This window comes from Micromonospora sp. NBC_00821 (genome assembly GCF_036347035.1).
In the GTDB taxonomy this organism is placed as follows: domain Bacteria; phylum Actinomycetota; class Actinomycetes; order Mycobacteriales; family Micromonosporaceae; genus Micromonospora; species Micromonospora hortensis.
This window is the reverse complement of the sequence record NZ_CP108880.1, coordinates 434,071-459,009: the sequence shown is the minus strand read 5'-3', so window position 1 is coordinate 459,009 and position 24,939 is coordinate 434,071. Positions and strand designations below refer to the sequence as shown.

Below are 24,939 nucleotides of genomic sequence, written 5' to 3'. Positions count from 1 at the left end.
ATGGCGATCATCGCGCTGGTGTCCGCTAAGGGTTCGCCCGGCGTCACCACCTCGGCGCTGGCCTGCGCGCTGGCCTGGCACCGGCGGCTGGTGGTCGCCGAATGTGACCCGGCCGGCGGCTCGATCCTCGCCGGATACCTCGGCGGCCAACTGGACGGCCCGCGCGGCATCGGAGAGCTGGCAGTCGGCGAGTTGCGCGACGGCAACCTGGAAACCGCATTCTGGTCCCAGCTGGTCGACCTGGACGCGCCCCGCCGGGAACGGCTGCTGCTGCCCGGCCTCGTCGACCCGGCCCAGGGCGGCAGCGTCACCCCCCTCTGGCAGCGCTTCGCCGACTACTTCGATGCCCTCGACCGCGGCACCCCCGGTTACGACGTCCTTGTCGACTGTGGCCGGCTGCACGTGACCGGGCCCCCGTGGCCGGTGCTGCGGGCCGCCTCGGTGGTGCTGTTGGTGACCCGGGCGAACCTGCCGGACCTCTCCGGCACCCGCGCGGTGGTCACCACTATGGAACGGGACTTCGCCGAGCATCGGGTGCCCCCGGGCACCCTGCGGCTGCTGCTGGTCGGCGACGGGCACGGGCGGTCCGAGATCAGCCGCGCCCTGAAACTGCCGGTCATCGCACGGCTGCCGCACGATCCGCGTACCGCCGGGGTGCTCGCCCTGGGCGGAACAGTGCGGGCCGGTCGGCCGCTGATGCGCGCGGCGGCCGCGCTGGAGGTCCCGATCGGGGCGCTCCTGGAACGGCGGCGGGCCCGGTTGGCGTGGCCCGTGCAGCAGGGGGTGCCGGATGCGGTTTGAGCCGGTCTCCACCGATCCGCGCCAGCAGCCACCGGCAGTGACCTCCACCGCGCCGCCCCTGGCCGTGCCGAACGGCCGGCACCACCAGTCCGGGCCGCAGCCGCAGCCGACGCCCGTGGCGACCCCGCCGCCGGAGTCGCCGCCCCGGGCCCGGAAGGACTTCCAGGTGGTCCGGGAGCTGCGCCGGGAACTCACCGAGCGGCTCACCCTCTGGCAGCGCGGCCGGGAGTTCACTGTCGACGAGGAGGACACCGAGCGGGCCCGACTCGCCGTCACAGTGGTCGCCGCGTACGCGGACTCGGTGCGCCGGGCCGGCACGCCGATGGCCGCCGGCGATGAACGCCTGCTGCTCGACCAGGTGACCGCCGAGTTGGTCGGGCTCGGCCGGCTCCAGACGCTGCTGGTCGACGACACCATCGAGGAGGTGCACATCCTCGGCTGCGACCAGGTGCGCATCACCCGGCACGGCGGCGGGGTGGACTGGGCCGAGCCGATCGCCGACAGCGACGCCGAACTGGTGGAGATCCTCCAGGCGGCGGCCCGTCGGGCGGGAGCGACCGAGCGGTCCCTCTCCACAGTGAAGCCCACCCTCGACCTGCAACTGCCCGACGGCAGCCGGCTGGCCGCGGTGTTCCTGGTCAGCCACCGCCCGTACGCGGTGATCCGCAAGCACAACACCCTGGACGTGAGCCTCGACGACCTCGCGGGCGCCCGGGGTGACCTGGACGAGATGATCGATCCGCTGCTGCGCGACTTCCTCCGCGCGGCGATGCGCGCCGGTCTGAACATCATGGTCGCCGGATTGGCCGGCGCCGGGAAGACCACTGTCATCCGGGCGCTGATGAACGAGATCCCGCAGGACGAGCCGTACGTGTTGCTGGAGGAGAGTCGGGAGCTGCTCCCGGCCCGCCGTCGGGAGCGGCACCGGGCGGTGATGAGCTTCGAGGCTCGGGAGGGCCACGGCGAGCGCGGCTTCGACGGGCGCCCAGCCGGTGAGGTGACAATCGCCGACCTGATCCCGCTGTCGCTGCGGATGGGCGTCCTGCGGATCATCGTGGGCGAGGTGCGATCCCGGGAGATCGTGCCGATGCTCCAGGCGATGACCACCAGCCGGGGGTCGATGTGCACCATCCACGCCCGTACCGCAGCCGGGGTGGGTGAACGGATCGTCGAGCTGGCCCTGGCGCACGGCCGCGAGATGACAGTCGACCAGGCCCGCCGAATGGCCGGCAACGCGCTCGACCTGATCGTCTACGTCACCATCGAGGACGAAACCGCGATCGGCGGGCGGAAGCACCGGTTCGTCTCGCATGTGGAGGAGGTGATCGGCGCCGGCGAAGCCGGTCGGATCACCACCACCACTGTCTTCGGGCCCGGCCCGGACGGTCGTGCGGTCCCCCGGCACCTGCCGGAGCGGGTCCGCGACCAGTTGCTGCGGGTGGGTTACGACGCGCGGCTGCTGACCCGGTGGGTCGAGGCCGGTGCCGGTGCCTGGCGGCGGCCACGGCAGACCCAACTGGCCCGGCGGTGACCTGATGCTCGGCAGCCTGGAGTTGATTGCGGTGGTGTCCGGCGCCGCCTGTGTGGCCGGGCTGCTGCTGGCCGTGGTCGCGCTGGTCGGCACCCGCCGACCCCCCGGGCCGCGGCCGGGCAGCGGGCCAGGGCTGAGCCGACTGTGGCGTGGGCCGGGCAGCACCCCGGCCGAGCAGCGGGGTTACCAGGCGCTGCTGGTGGCCGCACTGGTCGCCGGCGCGTTGGCGTTCCTGTTGACCGGGCTGCCGGTGGTGGGCCTGCTGGTGGCGGTGGCGGTGCCCGGCGCCCCGTGGCTGTTCGGAGTGGGAAAGGCCGAGCAGCGGGCGATCGCCCGGATCGAGGCGGTCGGCGAGTGGACCCGCCGACTCAAGGACGTCTCCGGCACCGGGCAGGGCCTCCAGCAGTCGATCATCGGCACGATCGGCAGCGTGCCACCCGGCGTCGAGGACGAGGTACGGCTGCTCGCCGCCCGCCTCCAGGCCGGCTGGATGGCCCGCTCCGCGCTGCTGGCGTTCGCCGACGAGATCGCCGACCCGGTCTGCGACCAGGTGGTCGCGGCGCTGATCCTGCACCTGTCGGACCGGGGTGAGCGGCTGGGTGACGTGCTCGGTTCGATCGCGGGTGCGGCGTCCGCGGAGGTGGCGACCCGTCGGGAGATCGAGGCCAAGCGCACCCAGCCCCGGTTCGCGGTCCGCTTCCTCACCGGGATGACGCTGGCGACCCTGGCGTACGGGCTGGTCAACACCGAGTACATCAGGCCGTACGGCACACCGGTGGGTCAGCTGGTGATGGCCGCCCTCGGCGCCGCCTTCATCGGCCTGCTGGCCTGGGTGCGGTCGATGAGCCAGCCGCAACGGCCGGCCCGGTTCCTGCCCGCGCCTAACCCGGCCGAGGTGATCGCGTGAGCGCGAGGAGTGCAGCGCAGCGGAGCCCCGCAGTCGCGAACGAAAGGCCAGCCCGGTGAGCGCGAGGAGTGCAGCGCAGCGGAGCCCCGCAGTCGCGAACGAAAGGCGGCTCCCATGATCGTGAACTGGCATTTTGTCCTCGCGGTCTGCGGTGGCGCCGGGATCGGCCTGGGTGTGTTCCTGGTGGTCCGGGAGTTGGTGCCGGCGACACCGGCGCTCGGGCCTGCGCTGCGCCGACTGCACCAGCCGCCGGGCACCGGTCGGGTGGCCACGCCCGCGTCCCGGCGGCTCGACTGGCTGACCGGGATGTCCCGCTGGTTGCGGCCACCGCAGATGCAGCTCGCCCTGATCGGTCAGACCTCCGAGCAGTACGCGTTGTCGGTGCTGCTCTCCGCGCTGATCGGATTGGCCACACCAACACTGCTCGGGGTGGTGCTGTGGGTGCTCGGCATCTCGTTCCCGCTGGTCGTGCCGGTGCTGGGCAGCCTCGGTCTGGCGCTGCTGGCCGGCCTGCTGGCGCACCGCGCCGTGCTGACCAGGGCCAACGCCGCCCGCGACGAGTTCCGCCAGGCCGTCTGCACCTACCTCGACCTGGTGGCGTTGCAGCTCTCGGCGGCGCACGGGCCGGTGCAGTCGCTGGAGCGGGCGGCGGCGGTCTGCGACGGTTGGGTGTTCGACCGCCTCCAGGAGTCGCTGCGGATCGCCCAGATGCAGATGCACGCGCCCTGGGACGAACTGCGCGACCTGGCCGACAAGATCGGCATTCCGGAGTTGGGCGACGTCGGCGCGATCATGCGCTCCTCCGGCAGCGAGGGCGCTCAGGTGCACGAGACGCTGCGCAGCCGGGCCGACTCGCTGCGCGACCAGATCCGCACCGACAACCTGACGCGCGCCGAAGGGGTGACCAGCAAGCTCGACATCCCGGGCGCGCTGCTCGTCTTCGTGCTGCTCGGGTTCGTCCTCTATCCGTTCATCGCCCGTGTCTGACCCCTCCCCCTCGAAGGAGAACGCCATGTCCATCCTCAGCTATCTGCACGTCGTGGTGACGACGCGCCTGGCCGAGCTGCGCCGGGACGGTGAACGGGGCGACAGCCCGGTGCCCACCGCGGTGATCATCGCCGGCCTGGTCGCCGTCGCCATGGCCATCACCGCCCTGGCCCTGACCAAGGCCAAGGGTTGGATGGACGGCATCCCGGACTACACGGTCCCGAAGTAGCCGGGATGCGTCGAGCCGCGTACCCGAGGTGGAGCCGGGTGGTCAACGCCACCCGGCGCCGCCTCGCGGCCGGCGACCGGGAGCGGGGCGCCAACCCGGTGGAACTGGCCGTGATGATGCCGCTGATCCTGGTGCTGCTCTTCGCCTCGATCCAGGTCGCAGCCGTCTTCCTCGCCCGCTCCACAGCGTTGAACGCCGCGCAGAGTGGCGTCAACGCGCAGCGGACCTACGAGGCGAGCAGCGGCGCCGGGGTGGACAGCGCCTCCCGCTTCCTGAGGGCCGCCGGCGGTTGGCTGGTGGGCTGGGACAAGGCCGGCCCGACCTGCGTGACCACCACGACCGACGTGACCTGCACGGTGAGCGGCCGGTCCCTGTCCGTGGTGCCGGGCGTGGACTTCGCAATACAGCAGACTGCCCACGGAACGGTGGAGAGGGTGACCCCGCCATGACCCGTACCGCCGAGCGGGGCTCGGTCTCCATCGAAGTGGCGGTGCTCGCGCCCGCGTTCATCGCGCTGATGGTGCTGGCCGGTGTGGTCGGGCGCAGCGCGGTTGCCGCGGAGGCGCTCGAAGCAGCCGCGCACGACGCCGCTCGGGCCGCGTCGATCTCCCGGAATGCCGACGTCGCCAAAGAAGAGGCGCGGGAGGCCGCCCAGAAACAGCTGGACTGGCACGGCCTGGCCTGCGCCAACGGCCTGGACCCGGCATTCAGCGGCAAGTCGCCCGGCAATGAGTCCAGCTTCGACAGAGCCTTCAGCAGCACAGTCGGTACGAACGCCACGGTGACGGTGACGATCAGCTGCCGCGTGTCCTTCAAGGACATCACCCTCGACATCCTGCCCGGGATGAAGAGTGAACGGCTGATCTCCGCGCAGTTCACCTCCCCACTCGACCGTTACCGGAGTCGGCAATGACGGCCACCACGTCGGCTGCCAGTCCCTCGCGGGCAGGTGAGCACGGCCGGGTGAGCATCTTCCTCGCGGTGACGATGGTCGGCGTACTGGCCATCATCGGCCTCTCCTTCGACGGCGCCGGGCAGCTCCGCACCCTGCAACGCGCCCAGAACCTGGCCGCCGAGGCGGCCCGGGCCGGCGGTCAGGCCATCGACCGGGCCACCGCCATCGAGGGCGGACCGAAGCGAATCAACGAGCCGGAGGCGCGCGATGCGGTCGCCAGCTACCTGGCCACCGTGAACACCGCCGGCCACACGGTGAACTTCCCCCAGGTCGACGGGGAATCCCTGATCCGAGTGACCGTCTCCATCACCTACCACCGCTCGATGGTCGGACCGTTCATCCAGCAGAAGACGGTCACCGTCACCGGCGAGGCGACCGCGCGTGCCATCACCGCAACACCGTAGGAAGGAAGGCAGCCATGCCCGTATCGGGTGGGTCCGTCGTACGGCGGACCGGACGGATCCTCACCGGCATCGGCGCGCTGGCCGTGCTCCTGGTGCTGCTGGTCGGCGCGCCGATCGCGCTGCTCGCCTTCGCCGGTAACCCGCTGCCCGATCACCTCCCCACGATCAGCGAGGTGGGCACCGCGCTGACCAGCCGGGACGACGGTCAGCTCTTCCTGCGGGCGTTGGCAGTGGCCGGTTGGTTCGGCTGGGCCACGTTCGCCTTCTCCGTCCTCGTCGAGTTGGGCGCACAGACCCTGCGCCGGCCGGCGCCGAAGCTGCCCGGGATGGGCCGCCAGCAGAAGGCCGCCGCCGCGCTGGTCGGCTCGGTCGCGCTGATCCTGGTTGCCAGCCCCGCCGCCGCCAGCGCCGCGGCGATCTACGGAACTCCGGTGTACGCGAGCCCGAGCGCAACGTCCGTCACCACCCTGGCCGCGCCGACCCGCGCCGCGACGACACCGGACACGGCCGCGCCGGTGGCCCGGGGCGGCCTGCTCGGCATGGCCGGGACAGGGCTGGCGGCAAGCGGTGCACCGACGGCGAACGACGAGGCCGCGCCGGTGTACCGGGTGGCACGCGGCGACTACCTCGGGGGGGTGGCCGAGCGATACCTGGACGAGTTCGGGGACTACCGACAGCTCGCCAAGCTGAACAAGCTCGACGACCCGGACCGGATCCGCCCCGGCCAACTGCTCCGCCTGCCAACGGAGGCCGCCGACCAGGGGGCCCGGCAGCACGCCACCGGCCGGGTCGTCGACCGGCCCGCAGCGCCGAAGCCGCCCGCGCCCCGGCCGGCGCCCGAGCGGGCCGCACCGCCGCGGGTGGCCCCGGCACCACCCAGCGGTACGGAGTCAGCGGGCCAACCGCCAGCGATGACGGTCGGCGCAGCCCGGGTCGGTGCCGCCGATCGGGTGAACCGCCCGCTGGCGGTCTCCGCCGTACTGGCGGTGGCGAGCATCGTCGGCGCCCAGATCGGCGCGGTCCTGGGACTGCGCCGCCGTCCAGCCACCGCCGGGGTGGCTCCCCGACTGGCCGCCTCCTCCCGCACATCCCGCCGCGGCGCGGGCCGAAGCCGCAGTGGCGCGGGGCGAAGCGGTGTCGCGGGGGGAAGCGGTGGCGCTGGGGGAAGTGGTGGCGCGGGGGGAAGCGGTGGCGCGGGCCGAAACAGCGACCCGGGCCGAAGCAGTGGCGCGGGCCAAAGCAGCAGTGGCGTGGACCAAAGCGGTGGCGTGGGCCAAAGTAGCAGCGGCGCGGGCCGGCGGGGCAGTGGTGGGGCGGCCGGGAGCGGTGCCGCCTGGGCTGCCAGCCGGGCGGCGGCGGCCATCGAAGCACCGGCGACACCGCACGGCAGCGCGGCACCGGGCGGGAGCGACTTCGGACCTCGCGACGGCGGGATGACGCCCACCGGCAGTGGGGTCGCACCTGCCCACACTGGGGTGACGCCCGCCGGAAGCGAAGTGGCGCCCGCCGGAAGCGGAATGGCCTACCCCGGCAGCACCGCGTTCCCGGGCAGCGGGATGGCTCTCTCCGGCGGCACGGCGCCCCACGGCGGCGGGATGACGGCCGCCGGCCCTGGCGGCTGGAGCGGTGACGAGGGCTGGGCCGGTGCCGGTGGCGAGGGCGGGCTGTTCGACGGCGGGCACGGCCTGGACTCCGTGCCCGACGGTCCGCCGGTCGGCCGACACCGACGCACCTGAGCGGGCCCGCACGACCTGGTGTCTCCGCTGTCCGGCGGAGGCTCGCGAACCCAGGCAGGGAGGTGCCGGGTGCCCCAGGCCAGCGACTCAGTCGGCCATCGCATACCGGGCCCACGACCTGGCTGACCACCGCACACACCCGATCGACGACCTGGCTGACCACCGATGCCGGAGTCGGTGTCTCCAGGGTCGCGCCGGTCGCGCCCGCGACGGTCGAGGCCCGCCGCCTGGCGGGAGTGGCCGGGGCAATGTCTCCGAGAGCGATATGCCTGTGAGTCATAAAAATGACTCACAGGCATATGCGTCGAAGGCGTTACTGCCGCGCGGCGAGGAGCACCGGCGCGGGGCGACATACCCAACGCCGGAGGCACCTGGGTAAGGGCAGGGCGGCCAGCGCAGGGCGGCCAGCGCAGGGCGGCCAGCGCAGGGCGGCCAGCGCAGGGCGGCCAGCGCAGGGCGGCCAGCGCAGGGCGGCCAGCGCAGGGCGGCCAGCGCAGGGCGGGCAGCGTAGGCGGTCAGGGCAGGCAGTCAGGGCAGGCGGGTCTGGAGCACGCCGTCCTGGATCCGGGTGGGCAGGATCTGCTGGTCGTTGCCGGACGGCCCCTGCACGACCTCACCGCCGTTGAGCCGGAAGGCGCTCCCGTGCCACGGGCAGACCACGCAGGCGTGGCCGTCGATCTCCTGCACCTCACCCTCGCCGAGCGGCCCGCTCTGATGCGGGCAGCGCTCCAACATCACGGTCACCTCGTCGCCGTGCCGGTAGAGGATCACCGAGATGTCGTCGTCCACCTCTCGGGTGATCAGGGTGCGTTGCGGCAGCGTCGCCATGTCGGCCAGCGAGTGCCAGCCATCGGTCATCCGGTGCAGTTCGGAGACGCTCTGGTTGACCTGCGCCCCCTGCTTGTACGCCAGGTGACCCCCGATGTACGCGCCAAGGCTCACAGTGGAGAGCCCGAGGAAGCCGAGGGCACGACCCATTCCGTGGCGGCCGGACAGCCGGGCGGCCAACGAGCCGGCGTAGAGCGTCATGCCGACGGTGTTGGCGGCGGCGTGCACCAGGCCGACCCGGCGCTGGTCCCGGGCGAGTGCCGCCCAGTCGTTCAGACCGGCGACCGCCGCCGGCAGCGCGCTGACGGTGCCCAGACCGACCAGCACGGTGGCAGGCCGGCGCTGCCCGGGCATGAGGTCCAGCACCGCGGCGCTGATCCACGCGCCGACCGGCACCTGCACCATCGCCGGGTGCAGCGGATGCCCGAGGGTCACCCCGTGCAGCAGGTCCCGCAGCCGGCGCGGACGCAGCGTTCCCAGGACGACCTTCTGCAACCGGTCACCCGCGCGGTCCAGCCGGGAGTCCTGCTCAACTTTCGTCAAAAGTGCTCGCACGAGTACCGACTTCCCGGCGATCGCCGTCGCAAACCGGTCGGCGGCGACAAACCTGTCGCACCACCCACACCGCCGATCTTGCAGTTTCTGCTCACATAATCCGGGGCACAAGCCGCGAAACGGCAACAGGAACTGCAAGATCGACGGGGATTGTGGGGGTGGGGGCGGGCCGGCATGCTGGCGGGATGGGTGTGCGGGTGGAGCGGGTCGGGGCGGTCACCACCGTCGTGCTGGATCGGGCGGACGCGCGAAACGCCGTGGACGGTCCTACCGCTCGGGCGCTGGCTGACGCGTTTCGGGCCTTTGACGCCGACCCGGACGCGGCGGTGGCAGTGCTCTGGGGCGCCGGTGGAACGTTCTGCGCCGGCGCCGACCTCAAGGCGATCGGCACACCGAGCGGCAACCGGGTCGAGCCGGAGGGGGACGGTCCGATGGGTCCGACCCGGATGACGCTCAGCAAACCGGTGATCGCGGCGATCTCCGGGTACGCGGTGGCGGGCGGGCTCGAACTGGCGCTCTGGTGCGACCTGCGGGTCGCCGAGTCCGACGCGACGCTCGGGGTGTTCTGCCGCCGCTGGGGAGTGCCGCTGATCGACGGGGGCACCGTCCGGCTGCCCCGGTTGATCGGCGAGAGTCGGGCCATGGACCTGATCCTCACCGGCCGCCCGGTGCCGGCCGACGAGGCGTACACGATGGGGTTGGTCAATCGGTTGGTGCCGCCCGGCCAGGCGCGGGCCGCGGCCGAGGAGTTGGCGGCGGCGATCGCCCGGCATCCGCAGACCTGCCTGCGCAACGACCGGGCGGCTCTGCTGGCCGGCGCGGGGCGGCCCGAGCCGGAGGCGCTGGCGACCGAGTTGGCGTACGGGATGGACTCACTGACGACGGACGCGGCGGCCGGCGCGGCCCGGTTCGCCGCGGGCGAGGGCCGACACGGCGCGACGCCGCCGGGAGGGGTACACCCCCCGGCGGCGTCGGCTACCGATTAGGCCTGTTTCCTGAGAACTGGCCGGCCTGCGGCGGGCCCGGCTCGACCGCCCTTATGAAACAGGCCCGAGCTCAGTTGCGGTTGATGGTGAAGGTTGTCGTGGGGTTCTGGATGTCCACCGCGTTGTTGCTCAACCGGAGGTTGTTGAAGGTCACCGACCCGACGGCCGGCCCCTGCCCGGCCTCCGGCATCGGGTTCGCCCAGATGGCGAAGCCAGACTTCGCGTCGTAGGCGTCCCCGCTCTTCCGAGCGCCGCTGATCGAGACGTTGGTGAAGACCGTGTCGGTGATCGGGTTCTGCGGCTGCCCGCCGACGTAGTTGGTCTGGAACATGATGCCGCTGTAGGTCGGATCGATGATGTCGACATCGCTGACCCGGATGCCCTGGAACACCTTCGAGGCGGAGAAGACCCAGATCGCCGGGAAGGTCTGCCCGCCCCAGAAGTGCCCACCGGCCCGCACGATCGAGATGTTCTCGAACCGGGTCGGCGGGTTGGCACCGAACCCGTTCATCGGGTAGCCGAAGTCGAGCGAGCTGATGGTGATGCCCGAGTAGACCAGGGTGTCCGCGATGTAGATGTTGCGGAACGTGTTGCCGTAACCGCCGTACACGGCGACACCGGCGGCCCGCCAGGTCAGGGTCGAGGTCAGGTTCTCGTAGATGTTGTCCTTCATGTCGGCGCCGCCCGCGTCGATCGCCGAGAACAGCGCGAAGCTGTCGTCGCCGGTGGCCCGGGCGTCGTTGTTGCTGACCAGGTTGTTGGTGCTCCCGTTGGTCATGTTGATGCCGTCGGCGAACATGTTCCGGATCCGGGAGTTCTTGATCGTCATGTAGTCGGTGTTCGCGCCCCAGTAGAGGCACACCATGTGCTCGTTCCAAATGTTGTCGATCACGATGTTCGACACGTTGGCGAAGTCGAACACCTTGCCCGGACCGTCGATCCGCGAGGTGTAGTTGCCGAAGTAGGCGAAGTTCTTGAAGGACGAGTTCGCCGCCGAGTTCTCCGCCCGGAAGCCGATGTCAGTGTTGTCCTGGCCCGACGGAGCGTTGAACCGGGTGTACCAGGGGCCGGCGCCGGTCACCTGGACGGCCTTGCCGTACACCTGGAACTTCGACGAGGTGGAGTAGTTACCGGCCGGCAGGTACACGCCGACCAGGTTGCCGGTGGTGTCCATCCGCACCCGGTCCAGGGCGTTCTGCACGTCCTGGTGGGTGAAGCCGGTCGGCGTGGTGTAGCGGGCCGGGTCCGGGTTGGCGATCGGCGCCACCTGCTCCGTGTTGATGAAGTCGATGGCGTACGTGGTGGTGTTGGCCGGGTCCTTCTGGAGGCGGATCTTGCTGCCGGCCGGGACTGTGGAGTTGAGCATGACGTTGGCTTCGTCGTAGATGTGCCGGGGTCCGCCCGCGCTCGGCGAGTTGCCCGGGCTGGCCTCGTTGCCGTAGAGCCAGGCGTACCGGGACGTCAGGTCGATGGCCTTGTGGAACGCGCCGTTGACGTAGACGCTCAGCGTCGAGTTGATCCCACCGCCGCCCGGTGCGTCCGGAATGGAGAAGCGGGTGACCAGAGTGTTGGTGCTGGCCCGGGTGGTGAACTCGACGTAGCTGCCGGTCGAGTTCAGGGTCACCGCCCGCCGACCGGACGCCTCACCGGCCAGGTCGCCGATCTCCCGGTTCGGTCCGACGACGCTGGCGCCGCCGCCGATCGCACCGTCCTCGGCCTCGTACATGTCGTACGGCATGTTGGCGCCGCGACCGACGAAGAGCGGCCGGTCACTGGTGTTGTTGGCCTGCTTCACCGGCAGCTCGTTGCCGTCCACGGCGAGCACCACCCGGACGGTGTACTTGCCGTTCGCGGCGGTCCAGGTGCCCAGGTTGATCGGGCCGACAGTGGCTCCGGCGTTGATCACGCCGGAGTGCGAGCCGGTCAGGGTACGGACCACGGTGCCGGACTCGTTGAGCACGGTCAGGGTGATGCCGTGCGCACCGGAGGCGGACGCCTGGTTGCCGGCGTTGCGGATGGACACGGAGAAGGTCACCGTGTTGCCCGCCGACGGGTTGCCCGGCGACCAGGCGACCGCCGAGGCGACCAGGTCGGAGCTGGCGACCGCGGCGACGACCAACGGGCTGGGGTTGGTGTAGCTGTTGTTGGTGTCGTCCTGCTCGACGACTGTGTTCGACTCGTCGACCTTGGCGCTGAGCGGGTAGCTGCCCGAGTCCCGGGTGCCGATGCTGGCGCTGACGGTGGTCGAGGCGCCGGCCGCGAGACCGCCGACCGAGGCCGTGCCCACCCGGGTGGAGCCCAGGTAGAAGTTGACGTTGGTCGCGCCGGAGGCCGAGGAGCCCGCGTTACGCACCGTAGCGGAGAGCGTGATGCTGCTGGTCTCCACCGGTGCGGACGGGCTGAACGACATGCCGGTAACGGTCAGGTCCGGGTTCGGTGCGGGGGTGCCGAAGACCTGGAACTCGGCCACCTGACCGGCCGGAGCACCGGTGTTCGAGGCGATCGAGAGCCGTACGTCGGCCGCCGCGCCGGAGACCGGGATGGTCACCGTGTTGCCGCTGCCCGGGTTGAAGGCGTAGTTCGCCGCGCCGACCAGGGTGGTGAAGCTCGACGAGCCCTGGTCCCGGCCCAGCACTGTGATGTTCTGGGTACGCGCGCCCCACGCCGAGTCCGGGTTGAGCTTCACGACGACCTGGCTGAGGCTGGCGTTCGCGCCGAGCTGCACTGTCAGCGTGCTCGGGTTGCCGTTGCCCTCCCAGTAGGTGGCCACGTTGTTGTCGTTGGCGTTTGTGGCCACGAACGTGTGCACGAACCCGGAGGCGGTGACCGGCTTGCCGATCGCCAGGTTGGAACCGGTCGGCGGGTTGCCGGTGCCGGTCCGGGTCACCGTGTTGCTGTTGGCCGACTGGTTGCCGGCCGCGTCCTTGGCCCGCACGTAGTACGACACCGTGGCAGTGGTCGGCTGGCTGTCGGTGTACGTGAGGGTCGAGCCGCTGACGCTGCCACGCAGCGCGCCGTTGGCGTAGACGTCGTAGCCGGTCACCCCGACGTTGTCGGTGGACGCCGACCAGGCGAGCCGGATCTGTCCGCTGGCCGGCTGGGTGTAGGCCAGGTTGCCCGGCACGCTGGGGGCCTGGGTGTCGTTGCTGCCGGTGGCGCCGTACACCTCGACCTCGGACAGCTGGGCGGCCGGCCAACCGGTGTTGCCGGTGACCTGCACGCGTACGTAACGGGTGCTGGCGGCGGTGAAGCTGACGGTCGCGGTGTTGCCGCTGCTCGGGTTGAACGTGTAGCCGGCGGACGCCTTCAGGGTGGTGAAGGACGAGCCGTTGGTCGAACCCAACACCGACAGCGTCTGCGTACGGGTCTGCCAGTCCGACGCGGGTGGCAGCTTGAGCACCACCCGGTCGACGCTGACGGTGGCGCCGAGGTCCGCCTGGATCCACTGCGGGAACGCGTTGTTGGCGCTCTCCCAGTAGGTTGACGCGTTGCCGTCGTTGGCGTTGCCCGCCACGTAGTTCTGGTTGTAGCTGCTGGCGGTCATGGTGGCGGAGAGCCCGGCGAGCATTGCCACGCGGGCGGCGGCCGCTGACGGGTCGGCCGCCGGTGCCGCGCTCGCCATGGGGGTGACGACCGGGGCGGTGGCGAGGAGCATCCCGGCGAGCGCGCCGGCGAGCATCCGACGGCGGCCCGTGCGGGCGGTACGGGGGACGGTGGTGGGCGCGCCGGTTGGCGGCGTGCCTCGTCTGGTGCCGGTCCTGGACATGGGGTCGCTACACCTCTTTCGGGGGTGGGTGTGGGTGCGTTGCCCGGTGACGGGTGCAGGGGTACGCCCGTCGTTCCGCGACAGGTGGGGGACGGTGCGGGTTGGGGACGGGGTCGGGCGGCTGGCGCGGCGTTGCGCCGGGGCGCCCGGACCGGGTGCCCCCGCCCGGTCCGGGCGGGGGCTCCCGACCTAGCTGGAGTAGATCTCGAACTCGCTGAGCTGGCCGGCTGGCCAGCCGCTGTTACCGGTGACGGTCAGCCGCAGGTACCGCTGGGTGGTCGCCGTGAAGGTCACGGTGACCGTGTTGCCGCTGGCAGGGTTGAAGCTGTAGCCGGCGGACGCCTTCAGCGTGCTGAACGTCGAGCCGTTCGTGGAGCCGAGCACCGCCAGCGTCTGCGTGCGCGTCTGCCAGGCCGATGAGGGTGGGAGCTTCAGCACGACCCGGGACACCGAGCGGTCGGCGCCCAGGTCCACTGTCAACGACTGCGGGAACGCGTTGTTGGCGCTCTCCCAGTAGGTGTTCGCGTTGCCGTCCACCGCGTTGGGGGCGGCGTACACGTCGGAGTGGCTGGTCTCGGTGATCGACCGTCCGGCCGCCAGGTTGCCGCTGGGCGGCGGCGTGGTCGGGGGCGGCGTGGTCGGCGGCGGGGTGGTCGGGGGCGGGGTGGTCTGGGTGCCGCCGTACACCTCGACCTCGGAGAGTTGCGCGGCCGGCCAGCCGGAGTTACCGGTGACGGTGACCCGGACGTAGCGGCGGTCACCGGAGGGCAGCCCGATCGACACGGTGTTGCCCGCGCCGGGGGCGAAGACCCGACCGGCGGACGACGCCAGTGTGGTGTACGACGAGCCGTCGGTGGAGCCGAGCACCGACAGGGTCTGGGTGCGTTGTTCCCAACCGCTGGGCAGCTTGAGCGCCACCCGGTCGACCGACCGGGACGCGCCCAGGTCGATGGTGACCGACTGGGGGAAGGCGTTGTTGGCGCTCTCCCAGTACGTCGACGCGTTGCCGTCGACCACGTTGGCGGCCGTGTAGCTCTGGTTGGTGCTGGTCGCTGTCGCCGGCCGGTTCAGGGCGAGGTTTCCACTGGTGGGAGGCGGAGTGGTCGGCGGCGGGGTGGTCGGGGGCGGGGTGGTCGGCGGTGGCGAGGTCGGTCCGCCACCCCACTGGGGGTTCGGCCACGGGCCGCAGTACGGGGTCGGGGTGTACCAGCCGGAGTTGCCGGAGCCCTGGGTGATCTGGAAGCCGGCACCCACGCAGTTGTGCATCGGGTTGCTCTGCGCGATGTTGGTGGCCCGCACGTTGGTGAACGACACCTGGCTGTTCGCCTGCACCTGGAGCGCGTACGTGCCGGCGCCGTCGATCCGTACGTTGTTGAGGTTGATCCCGTTGGTCTGGCCCTCGATCCAGTGCAGCGCCGCGTACGAGCTGTCCAGGATGTCGGTGTCGGTGATGTTGATGGTGGGGTTCTGGAACGCCTCGTTGAGCGCGGAGAACCAGATCGCCCCGACACCGAAGTTCCAGTTGTAGTCCGAGTTGCCGTTACGGATCAACGTGTTGCGGGCGATCGTCCAGGTGCCCTGGACTCCGGTGGCGCCCTGCACGCCGGGGTAGCGGTTCGCGACGTGGATGCCACCGCCGTTGGTCAGCGAGTCGGCCGTCACGTTGTCGGTGATCTTGATGTCCCGACCGCCGTAGCTGACCAGGTGGTTCGCCAGCAGGGTCACCCCGATGGTGTTGCGGGTGAAGGAGTTGTTGACGTTCGGCACGCTCTGCGCCCACATCGCCAACGCGTCGTCGCCGGTGTTGCGGACGAACGTGTTCGTCACCGTCGAGTTGGTCACGCCGGTGTGGAAGTTCACCCCGTCAGCGGTCTGGTCCAGGATCCGGCTGTTGCGGATCGTGAAGTTGTCCATCGGGCCGTCCATCCACGCCCCGACCTTGGTGTTCTCCAGCCAGAGGTTGTCCACCACCGAGTTGGTCATCGCCCCGCCCAGGGCGTTGACCTGGTCGTCGTCGACCCGTTCCCGGATGTCGCCGATGATGGCGAAGTCCCGCAGCGTGACGTTGCGGCTCGGCCCGTTCGCCTCGTGTGCGCGGACCGGGCCGGTGTAGCCGCCACCGGGGACGTACTTGCCGTAGATGCCGACGGACCTGTTCCGCTCGGTGGGGTGACGGCCGCCGAGCACCGAGTACCAGGGGCCCGCGCCGCGCAGTGTCACCCCGTCGACCACCACGTGATCCCAGAGGGTGAAGGTGCCGGTCGGGATCCAGACCGCCCGGCCCTGGGCCTTGCCGGCGTCGACAGCCGCCTGGAACTTCGCCGTCGAGTCGGTAGCGCCGCTCGGGTCGGCGCCGAAGTCGGTGACCACGTCGAGCACACCGGAAGGCTTGGTGATCGCCGGGGCGACCAGCTCGAAGTCGGCCAGGTCGATGGTGAACGTGGGCGACTGCGCGGTCGAGGAGACCTGGAAACGGATCTTCGTGCCGGCCGGCTGGGTGCTGCCGAACATGGCCCGGGTCTCGTCGTAGAAGTGGTGCGGGTTGGTGTCACCCGGGTTGTTGTTGAACGGGTATCCGCCGTAGTACCAGCCGTACCTCGACGTGACCGCTACCGACTTCAGCAGCGACCCGTTGGCCCGCAGGTCGATGGCGGCGTCCCGGCCGGTGCCGGCCGGGCTGTCCGGCAGGCTGTACCGGAAGGTGACAGCGTTGGCCGGGGCGGTGAGGGTGAACTCGACGTACTCGCCGACGGCGTCGAGGGTGACCGCCTCCCGACCGGACGCCTCGGACGGCAGCGTGCCGTACCGCCGGTCCGGGCCGATCTTCGTGCCGTTGTGGGCGGTCTCCTCCGCCTCCTGCTCGACGAACGGAACTGTGGCGCCCCGGTTGGGGATGTCGAAGGGGGACAACCCCGCCGCCGAGGCCGGGGTAGCGGTGCCGGTGACCGCGAGGACGGTGACCGAGGTGGCGGCGAGCACTGTGGCGGCGATGGCGGCCAACAGTGCGCGGGCCGGGTGTCGAAGGTGGTGCGGGGTGCCGGTGGTGTGGTTGGCCATGAGCTGCGCTCTCCCTTTCGTCAGGCAGGCCAGATCCCCCCGTGTTGGTGCGGTGTCGCGCGTCCCCCCTCGGTTCTCCCTTCTTGGTGGCGTGGTGCCGGCGACCGGGACGGGCCGCCGGCACCACGGCGAGCAGAGTCAGGTCAGGCCGGGCCGTCCGCCCCGCGCGGCCCGTCGGTGGACTCGGCGGTACGCAGCCAGACCGCTGTGTCGGACGGCAGCAACCCGTCGTCGAGCGGCCCGCTGGCCAGCAGCAACTCCCCCTGAGCTGGCATCGGGACCGGCGCGGCGGACAGGTTGACAAGGCAGGTGAAGCCACCGCCGCGGTGGAACGCCAGCACCCCGTCGGGGGCGGGCAACCAGGTCAGCTCGCCGTCACCGAGCGCCGGGTCGGTCTTTCGGGCCTGGATCGCCGCCCGGTACAGCTCCAGCATCGAGGCCGAGTCGCCGGTCTGCGCGCTGGCTGTCCGGTCCTTCCAGTCGGCCGGCTGCGGCAGCCACGGCGCCGCGGCGCCCTCGGGGCTGAACTCGAACGGCGGCTCGTCCCCGCCCCAGGGCAGCGGCACGCGGCAGCCGTCCCGACCGGGGTCGATCCGACCGGACCGCTCCCACATGGGGTCCTGCCGCAGCGCGTACGGGATGTCCTCGACCTCGTAGAGGCCCAGCTCCTCGCCCTGGTAGACGTAGGCGGCGCCGGGCAGCGACAGCGAGAGCAGCGCTGCGGCGCGGGCCCGGCGGGTGCCCAGCTCCAGGTCGGTGGGGGTTCCCTCGCGTTTGGCGGCGAAGCTGAACCGGGTGTCCGCGCGACCGTAGCGGGTGACGTGCCGGGTGACGTCGTGGTTCGAGAGCACCCAGGTGGCCGGCGCGTTGACCGGCGCGTGCGCGCTCAGCGTCCCGTCGATGCTCTCCCGCAGGGCCGCGGCGTCCCAGGCGCAGCCGAGGAAGTCGAAGTTGAACGCGGCGTGCAGCTCGTCCGGGCGCAGGTAGTTGGCGAACCGCTGCCGGTCCGGTAGCCACACCTCACCGATCAGCGCCCGGTCGGCGTACTCGTCGGCGACGCGACGCCAGCCCCGGTAGATGTCGTGCACGCCGTCGAGGTCGTGGAACGGGTGCGGCTGGTCCTCGCGGACCTCGGGCAGTGTCCCGTCCTTGACCAGGAGCCCGGCCGAGTCGATCCGGATGCCGTCCACGCCCCTGTCGAACCAGAACCGCAGGATGTCCTCGAACTCCTCCCGCACCCGGGGGTGGTCCCAGTTGAAGTCCGGCTGCTGGGGGGCGAACAGGTGCAGGTACCAGTCGCCGGGGGTGCCGTCCGGGTTGGTGGTGCGGGTCCAGGTCTCGCCGCCGAACTCGCCGACCCAGTCGGTGGGTCGCTCGTCGCCGTTCGGCCCCCGGCCGGGTCGGAACCAGAACAGGTCCCGTTCGGGCGCTCCGGGGCCGCCGGCGAGCGCTGCCTGGAACCAGGGGTGCGCGTCGGAGCAGTGGTTGGGCACCACGTCGACGATGGTCCGGATGCCCAGCGCGTGCGCCTCCGCGATCAGCGCCTCCACCTCGGCCAGGGTGCCGAAGACCGGGTCGATGTCGCGGTAGTCGGAGACGTCGTAGCCGGCGTCCGCCATCGGGGACGGGTACCAGGGGCTGAACCAGATCGCGTCGACGCCGAGCGCGGACAGGTGGTTCAGCCGGGACCGGATGCCGGCGATGTCGCCGATGCCGTCGCCGTTGCCGTCGGCGAAGCTCCGGGGATACACCTGGTAGATCACGGCTCCACGCCACCACGGACTTCTGTCAGCTGTGGACACGAGCACCTGCTTTCTGCGTCAGTACGTCGGCGGGTTCGCCGGACCTGGTTATGTGTCGGGCGAACGGTCGTTGTTCGCCGCGCGGGAGGACCGGTGGTCGCTATCCCTTGATGCTGCCCGTGGTCAGACCGGACATGATGTTCCGCTGGAAGATCAAGAAGATGATGACAGTCGGGATCGCGGCGATGACCGACGCGGCGATCACCACGTTCATCGGCGTGCCACCGGCAAAGGCGTAGATGCCGACGCTGACCGTCCGGGTCTCGGGCGACGGCATGACCAGCTTCGGCCAGAGGAAGTCCTTCCAGACCGCCGTCACGGCGAAGATCGAGACGACGCCGAGGATGGGACGCGACAGCGGCAGGATGATCGACCACAGCGTGCGCAGCGACGACGCCCCGTCCATCAGAGCCGCCGCCATCAGCTCCTCGGGGATCGAGTCGAAGAACCGCTTCAGCAGGAAGATGTTGAACGCGTTCGCGACCAGGGGCAACCAGATCGCGAACGGTGAGTCCAGCAGGTTGATGTGCACGATCGGCAGGTCGATCACCGTCACGTACTGCGGGACGATGAGGACCATGGCCGGGATCATCAGGGTCCCCAGCATCAGGGCGAGGATCACGTTGCCGAAGATCGGTCGAAGCTTGGACAGCGAGTACGCGGCGGCGGTGTCGAAGACCAGTTGGAACAGCACCGCGCCGATCGCGTAGTAGAAGGTGTTGAACAGCAGCTTGGCGAGGGCCAGGTTGTTCCACGCGTCGACGTAGTTCTGCGGCTGCGGGTCCTTCGGCCACAGCGACGGTGGGGTCTGGGCGATCTCCTGGCCGGACTTGAGCGCGCCGGTGACCATCCAGTAGAGCGGTCCGAGGAAGACGAGCGTGAACCCCGCCACGACCACTACCAGCAGCGTCCAGTAGATGACCCGGCCGCGCCCCCGGCTGAGCTGGGATTGGGAGATGAGGGTCCGGGTTCCGGAATCCTGTGCCATTCCTCGCCGTCCTAGTCCTGTTTCGCGGTCAGCCGCACGTACACGGCGGAGAAGCCGGCCAGCACCACGAGCATGATCACGCCCAGGGCGGCGGCGCCGTTGAGGTCGTTCTGGAAGAACCCGTGCTGGTAGATGAGGTACGCCACCGAGGTCGCCGAGTCCTCCGCGCCCGCACCGTTGGCGAGGATCAGTGGCTCGATGAAGAGCTGCATGGTGGCGACGATCTGCAACATCGCCAGGAGCGCGAGGATCAGCCGGGTCTGCGGGATCGTGACGTGGACGATTCGCTTCCAGATTCCGGCGCCGTCCAGCTCGGCCGCCTCGTACAGCTCCCCGGGAATGTTCTGCAACGACGCCAGGTAGATCAGCACCGCGCCGCCCATGTTCATCCAGGTCGACGCGACCACCATCGCCGGCATCGTCATCTCCGGCGACTGCATCCACTGCGAGGTGGGCAGGTGCAGCGCCTTGAGGATCGCGTTGAAGAGCCCGGCCTCGCTGGGGTCGTACGCGTAGAACTTGAAGAGGAAGAGCGCGGAGGCCGGCGGCAGCATCACCGGCAGGTAGACCAGGATCCGCAGGTACCCCTTGGCGTGGCGGAACTCGTTGAGCAGGATCGCCACGAAGAACGGCACCACGTACCCGAGGGCCAGCGCCAGGACGGTGAAGTAGAAGGTGTTCTGCCAGGCCGTCCAGAAGCTGGGGTCGGCGATGATGCGGGAGTAGTTGTCCCAGCCCACCCAGGTGGTCTCGCCGCGCCGGGTCCGCTGGAAGCTCATGACGATCCCGCGGATCATCGGGTACCAGGAGAAGACGACGAAGCAGAGCACCGCCCCGATCAGGAACGCGTGACCGGTGAGGTTGTCCCGTACCTTGCGGCCGAGGCTGGTGCGCTGCGGCCTCGCCGAGTACGGCGACGGCGGGCGGCCCGGTTTCCTGGGGGTCTCCGGGACGGTGGTGATCGCCAAGGCAACTCCTGGGTGAGTCGGTGACGTCGAGATGCGGTGCGAGTGGCGTGGGGGTCGGGTCGGCGTCCCGACCCCCACACGATCGGTCAGCTCTCGGCGGCGAGGAGCTGGTTGACCTTTTCCTCGGCGGTCTTGAGCAGTGCGTCGATGTTCGAGTTCGGGTTGGTCAGCACACCTGACATCGCGCCGTCGAGCACCGCGTAGACGGCCTGGGCGTTGCGCGGCTCACCCTTGATCGGGACCGGGGTCGCCTCGAAGAGCGCGAAGTTCGTCGTGTCGACGTTCGCGTTCGCCTTCCGCAGCTCCAGCTCCTGCTTCTGCGCGTCGCTGCCGTTGGCGAAGAGCAGCGGCTGGGGCAGACCCACCGGGTAGTTCTGCGGCTTGGCCCGCACGTAGTCGAACTGGCCCTTGCCCGGGGTGAGCTTCTGGTACGCGATCCACTTCAGACCGGCCTTGACCTGCTCGGGAGTGAGGTCCTTCTTGAAGAAGTAGCCCTCGCCACCACCGAGCGTCCCCTTCGCCGCGCCGTCCTGGCCCGGCAGCGGAGCCATCGCCCAGTCCTGGAACTTGCCCTGGAACTGGCTGACGATCGCCTGGGTGGCGTCCGGCGCGCCGATGAACATGCCGACCTTGCCGGCGCCGGCGTTCGTCAACAGGTCGCCCCACTGGAGGAGCTGACGGGCGCCCATGCTGTTGTCGCCGTACCGCATGTCCTTGAGGTTCTGCAGGACCTGCTTGCCCATGGCGTTGTTGAAGTCGGCCTTCTTGCCATCCTCGGTCAGCACCTTGCCGCCCTGCGAGTAGAGCAGGGAGGTGAAGTGCCAGCCGCCGGTGTTGCCGGCGCTGTACTCCGAGTAGCCGGCGATGCCGTTGCCGAGCGCGGAGATCTTCTTGGCGGCGGTACGGACCTCGGCCCAGGTCTTGGGCGGGCTGTTCACGTCCAGCCCGGCCTGCTGGAACAGGGCCTTGTTGTAGACCAGGCCCATCGAGTAGTTCTTCACCGGCACGGCGTAGAGCTTGCCGCCGTCGGTGAAGACCTCCTTGAGCGCCGGGTCGACGCTGTCCCAGGTCGCGATCGCGTCCTTGTTGACATGGGGGCTGATGTCCATCGCCTGACCGGAGTCGATCACCTGCTGGAGATCGGTCATGTACCCGTAGAAGACGTCGGTCACGGTGCCGCCGGCGAGGCGGGCGGTGAAGTCCGGCGGGTTGTTGCACTGCTCGCCGACGCTGACGCTCTTGATGGTGATGTCCGGGTTCTGCTTCTGGAACTCGGCGACGTCGTCGTTCCAGTTCTTCAACAGCTCTTTCTGGGCGCCGACCGGCTGGCAGTCGACAGTGATGGTGACCTTGCCGCCGGCGGTCGAGCCCTTGTCGTCGCTCTTCGTGGAGCATGCCGTGAGGCTGAGCCCCAGGCCGGCCACGAGCGCAACCGCCGCAGCCTTTCGGTATTGCGGTACGGACATCTGTCCATCCCTTCGGGAACGGGTGACTCCAATGACCTTTGCTGATCTGCGGTGATACGACCTGACGCCCAGTAGCTGCGTCGGAGCCAGGTGTGAGTGGAGTCACTGTAGCGAGGCCGACTCATTTCGGCAAGGTATCGACCCTGTTCCGAAAGGACACGACGCGATCACGACAGATGTTGGCAAGCCCTTGAAAGCAGACCGGTTTGCCGACTATTGATGCCTTATGGCCGATCATTCGGCTTGGTCGATGGCGACCGTGGCGGGCAACGACGAAAACGGCCGCCGACCGCGAGAGGCGGTCGACGGCCGAAGCGTCGTTCGGTGTGGTGCCTAGCGGCCGGGGGCGGGAGCGGTGGAACCCCGCACCACCAACTCCGGCTCGAACAGCAGCTCGTCCTGAAGGACGCCGGCGCCCTCGATCTGGGTGACCAGCAGATCCACTGCGGCCTGCCCCATCGTCTCGATCGGCTGCCGCACAGTGGTCAACGGCGGGTCGGTGCACGTCATGAACGCGGAGTCGTCGTAGCCCACCACCGACACGTCGGCCGGCACCGAGCGACCGAGCCGCCGGGCCGCGCGGATCGTGCCCAGCGCGAGCACGTCGCTGGCGCAGATGATGCCGGTCACGCCCCGCTCGACCAGTTTCGTCGCGGCGACCCGCGCCCCCTCCATGGAGAAGCTGGAGCGCTCCACGCACTCGGCGTCGCCCTCGTCCCAGCCGGCGGCCTTCATCATCGCGTCGAGTTTGCGCCGGGACGGCACGTGCCCCTCCGGGCCGAGCACCATCCCGATCCGTTCGTGCCCGAGCGAGCGCAGGTGCCCGTACGCCTGCTCCACCGCCACCGCGTCGTCGGTGGAGACCCGGGGGAAGCCCAACTCCTCCACACCAGCGTTGACCAGCACGACCGGAAGCCCTCGGTCGGTCAGCCGACGGTAGTGGTCGTGTTTGGCGTCGGCGAGCGCGTACGACCCACCGGCGAAGATCACACCGGAGACCTGGTGGTCGAGGAGCATCTCCACGTAGTCCATCTCGGAGACCCCGCCGATGGTCCGGGCACAGAGCGCCGGGGTGTAGCCGCGCTGGGCGAGAGTGCCGGTGACCACCTCGGCCAGCGCCGGGAAGATCGGGTTCTGCAACTCGGGCAGCACCAGCCCGACCAGCCGGGCGCGTTCGCCGCGCAGCTTGGTCGGCCGCTCGTAACCGAGCACGTCCAGCGCCGTGAGCACTGCGGTGCGGGTCGCCTCGGAGACCCCGTCGCGGCCGTTGAGCACCCGGCTGACGGTGGCCTCGCTGACGCCCGCCTTCTTGGCAACTTCAGTCAACCGCTTGGTCACGTTCGCAATCGTACGTCACCTGAATGAAAGAAATGAACAGCAAATTGCCGGCGTTTGCCAGCGCACTGCTTGATCGCCGCGCGGAGACGGGGTCAGGACAGGTCGCGTAGGGCGGTTTCGATGGCCCGGTGGAAGGTCGGGTACGCGTAGATCATGTGCCGGAGCTGACTCAGCGGCACCGCCGCGTGCACCGCCACCACCAGCGCGGACAGCACCTCGCCGCCGGCCGGGCCGGCCGAGGTCGCGCCGATCAGCACGCCCTGGTCGGCGTCGGCCACGAGCTTGATGAAACCGTCGTCGCCGACCCGGTGGATCCAGCCTCGGGTCGAGCTGCCGAGTTTGGTGAAACCCACCTGCACGTTGATGCCGCGCTCGCGGGCCTGCTGCTCGGTGAGCCCGACAGCGCCGATCTCGGGATCGGTGAAGGTCACCCGGGGCAGCGCCCGGTAGTCAGCTCGCGGGACGGTGCCGGCCGATCCGCTCGATCCGCTGGCGGCCAGCGAACTGGACGCGCCCATCGCCCCGCCGACCACGCTGGAGGTGCCGCTGGCGTCCGCCCCCGCCTTCGCCTGCCGGGCGCGGGCCAGGATGTCGGCGATCACGATCCCCGCCTGGTACATGGCGATGTGCGTGAAGGCGCCCTCGCCGGTGATGTCGCCGACCGCCCAGACGTGGTCGGTGACGTGCAGACGGTCGTCGACCGGGAGGTAACGCTGGCTGGCGTCCAGGCCGATCGTGTCCAGGCCCAGCTCGGCGAGGTGGGCCTTGCGCCCGGTCACCACCAGCAGCCGGTCGGCGGTGAACTTCGCGCCGCCGCCACCGCGCAGAGTGAACCTGGCTCCGTCGTGCTCGACCCGTTGGGCGCGTACCCCGGTGTGGATCTCCACGCCGTCGGCGCGCAGCGCCGCGGCGGCGACCTCGGACGCCTCGGGTTCCTCGACGGCCAGCACCCGGTCGAGCGCCTCGACCACTGTGACCCGGACCCCGAAGCGGGCGAAGACCTGCGCCAACTCCAGGCCGATCGCGCCGCCACCCAGCACGAGCAGCGACTGCGGCAGCTCCTCGACCTCGATCGCCTGATGGTTGGTCCAGTACGGGGTGTCGGCCAGGCCGTCGATCGGCGGCACCGACGGACGGGTGCCGGTGCCCAGGACCACCCCGTGTCGGGCCTCGAACACCTGGTCACCGACGCGGACCCGGCGCGCACCGTCGAGCCGACCGCTGCCCCGCACGAGTCGGCCACCCTTGCCGACGAACCGCTCCGCCGCGACCGTGTCGTCCCAGGTGTCGGTGGCTTCCTCGCGGATCCGCTTCGCCACCGGCGCCCAGTCCGGCTGGACCTGCGCCGTCCCGGCGAGCCCGTCGACCCGGCGAGCCTCGGCGAGCGCGTTGGCGGCTCTGATCATCATCTTGCTCGGGATGCAGCCCCAGTACGGGCACTCCCCGCCGACGAGATCCCGTTCGACGCCGACGACGTTCAGGCCGGCCTCGGCAAGTCGCTCGGCCACCTCCTCGCCGCCGACCCCGAGCCCGACCACGACCACATCCACCAGCTCCGGCTCCGCCACACCGAACAGCATCCCCCAGCGACACCACACCAACCACCGGGGTCGGCGGAAAAGTCGGAGCGTGCAC

General features: G+C 70.5%; 18 protein-coding genes and 1 pseudogene. 10 read left to right on the top strand and 9 right to left on the bottom strand.

Going from position 1 to position 24,939, the window contains the following annotated elements; all coding sequences use genetic code 11:
• From OHB44_RS02165 to OHB44_RS02125, 9 genes and pseudogenes are all read left to right on the top strand, one after another.
• Window positions 1-801 carry a ParA family protein gene (locus tag OHB44_RS02165; RefSeq protein ID WP_238685335.1) on the top strand — a complete coding sequence of 267 codons (801 nt, stop codon included), beginning with the start codon at window positions 1-3 and terminating at the stop codon, window positions 799-801.
• Entirely contained in the window at window positions 791-2,332 is a 1,542-nt protein-coding gene (locus OHB44_RS02160; protein ID WP_330439484.1) for an ATPase, T2SS/T4P/T4SS family, read from the top strand. The genes OHB44_RS02165 and OHB44_RS02160 overlap by 11 nt, the downstream gene beginning before the upstream one ends.
• Before the next feature lie 4 nt (window positions 2,333-2,336).
• Window positions 2,337-3,239 carry a type II secretion system F family protein gene (locus OHB44_RS02155; RefSeq protein ID WP_238685333.1) on the top strand — a complete coding sequence of 301 codons (903 nt, stop codon included), beginning with the start codon at window positions 2,337-2,339 and terminating at the stop codon, window positions 3,237-3,239.
• Window positions 3,240-3,353: 114 nt separating this feature from the next.
• Window positions 3,354-4,226: a type II secretion system F family protein gene (locus OHB44_RS02150; protein ID WP_330439483.1), complete on the top strand. Its 873-nt coding sequence runs from the start codon at window positions 3,354-3,356 to the stop codon at window positions 4,224-4,226.
• A 25-nt stretch (window positions 4,227-4,251) separates the two neighbouring features.
• A complete protein-coding gene (locus OHB44_RS02145; protein ID WP_210784183.1) occupies window positions 4,252-4,455 on the top strand; it encodes a hypothetical protein in 204 nt (67 codons plus the stop codon).
• A 5-nt stretch (window positions 4,456-4,460) separates the two neighbouring features.
• Entirely contained in the window at window positions 4,461-4,904 is a 444-nt protein-coding gene (locus OHB44_RS02140) for a TadE family protein (protein WP_266304011.1), read from the top strand.
• Complete coding sequence (locus OHB44_RS02135) at window positions 4,901-5,368, top strand: TadE/TadG family type IV pilus assembly protein (protein WP_238685330.1); 468 nt, start codon at window positions 4,901-4,903, stop codon at window positions 5,366-5,368. Before OHB44_RS02140 ends, OHB44_RS02135 begins: the two co-directional genes overlap by 4 nt.
• The gene (locus OHB44_RS02130; protein ID WP_238685329.1) at window positions 5,365-5,814 is read left to right on the top strand and encodes a pilus assembly protein TadG-related protein; all 450 of its coding nucleotides are present in this window, start codon (window positions 5,365-5,367) and stop codon (window positions 5,812-5,814) included. Before OHB44_RS02135 ends, OHB44_RS02130 begins: the two co-directional genes overlap by 4 nt.
• A gap of 14 nt (window positions 5,815-5,828) precedes the next feature.
• Window positions 5,829-6,929: pseudogene (locus OHB44_RS02125) on the top strand (LysM peptidoglycan-binding domain-containing protein); the annotation flags it as partial.
• A gap of 1,149 nt (window positions 6,930-8,078) precedes the next feature.
• On the opposite strand, the gene OHB44_RS02120 reads toward OHB44_RS02125, so the two are convergent.
• A complete protein-coding gene (locus OHB44_RS02120; protein ID WP_238678720.1) occupies window positions 8,079-8,933 on the bottom strand; it encodes a Rieske 2Fe-2S domain-containing protein in 855 nt (284 codons plus the stop codon).
• A 185-nt stretch (window positions 8,934-9,118) separates the two neighbouring features.
• Between OHB44_RS02120 and OHB44_RS02115 the strand changes: the two genes are divergently transcribed.
• A complete protein-coding gene (locus OHB44_RS02115) occupies window positions 9,119-9,919 on the top strand; it encodes a crotonase/enoyl-CoA hydratase family protein (protein WP_330439482.1) in 801 nt (266 codons plus the stop codon).
• 70 nt (window positions 9,920-9,989) lie between these two features.
• Here OHB44_RS02115 and OHB44_RS02110 read toward each other — a convergent pair whose 3' ends face one another.
• From OHB44_RS02110 to OHB44_RS02075, 8 genes are all read right to left on the bottom strand, one after another.
• A complete protein-coding gene (locus tag OHB44_RS02110) occupies window positions 9,990-13,685 on the bottom strand; it encodes a discoidin domain-containing protein (protein ID WP_330439481.1) in 3,696 nt (1,231 codons plus the stop codon).
• A 189-nt stretch (window positions 13,686-13,874) separates the two neighbouring features.
• On the bottom strand, window positions 13,875-16,742 hold the full coding sequence (locus OHB44_RS02105; RefSeq protein ID WP_330439480.1) for a galactose-binding domain-containing protein: 2,868 nt from the start codon (window positions 16,740-16,742) through the stop codon (window positions 13,875-13,877).
• A 143-nt stretch (window positions 16,743-16,885) separates the two neighbouring features.
• A complete protein-coding gene (locus tag OHB44_RS02100) occupies window positions 16,886-18,505 on the bottom strand; it encodes a glycoside hydrolase family 13 protein (RefSeq protein WP_330439479.1) in 1,620 nt (539 codons plus the stop codon).
• A gap of 139 nt (window positions 18,506-18,644) precedes the next feature.
• Window positions 18,645-19,532 (bottom strand): carbohydrate ABC transporter permease, encoded by an 888-nt coding sequence (locus OHB44_RS02095; RefSeq protein WP_330439478.1) that lies wholly within the window; start codon window positions 19,530-19,532, stop codon window positions 18,645-18,647.
• A gap of 11 nt (window positions 19,533-19,543) precedes the next feature.
• Window positions 19,544-20,500, bottom strand: a complete 957-nt coding sequence (locus OHB44_RS02090) for a carbohydrate ABC transporter permease (RefSeq protein ID WP_330439477.1) — start codon at window positions 20,498-20,500, stop codon at window positions 19,544-19,546.
• Between the two features lie 86 nt (window positions 20,501-20,586).
• On the bottom strand, window positions 20,587-21,966 hold the full coding sequence (locus OHB44_RS02085; RefSeq protein ID WP_330439476.1) for an ABC transporter substrate-binding protein: 1,380 nt from the start codon (window positions 21,964-21,966) through the stop codon (window positions 20,587-20,589).
• Between the two features lie 333 nt (window positions 21,967-22,299).
• A complete protein-coding gene (locus OHB44_RS02080; RefSeq protein ID WP_238685321.1) occupies window positions 22,300-23,304 on the bottom strand; it encodes a LacI family DNA-binding transcriptional regulator in 1,005 nt (334 codons plus the stop codon).
• 92 nt (window positions 23,305-23,396) lie between these two features.
• The gene (locus OHB44_RS02075) at window positions 23,397-24,884 is read right to left on the bottom strand and encodes a dihydrolipoyl dehydrogenase family protein (RefSeq protein WP_330439475.1); all 1,488 of its coding nucleotides are present in this window, start codon (window positions 24,882-24,884) and stop codon (window positions 23,397-23,399) included.
• Window positions 24,885-24,939 lie beyond the last annotated feature (55 nt).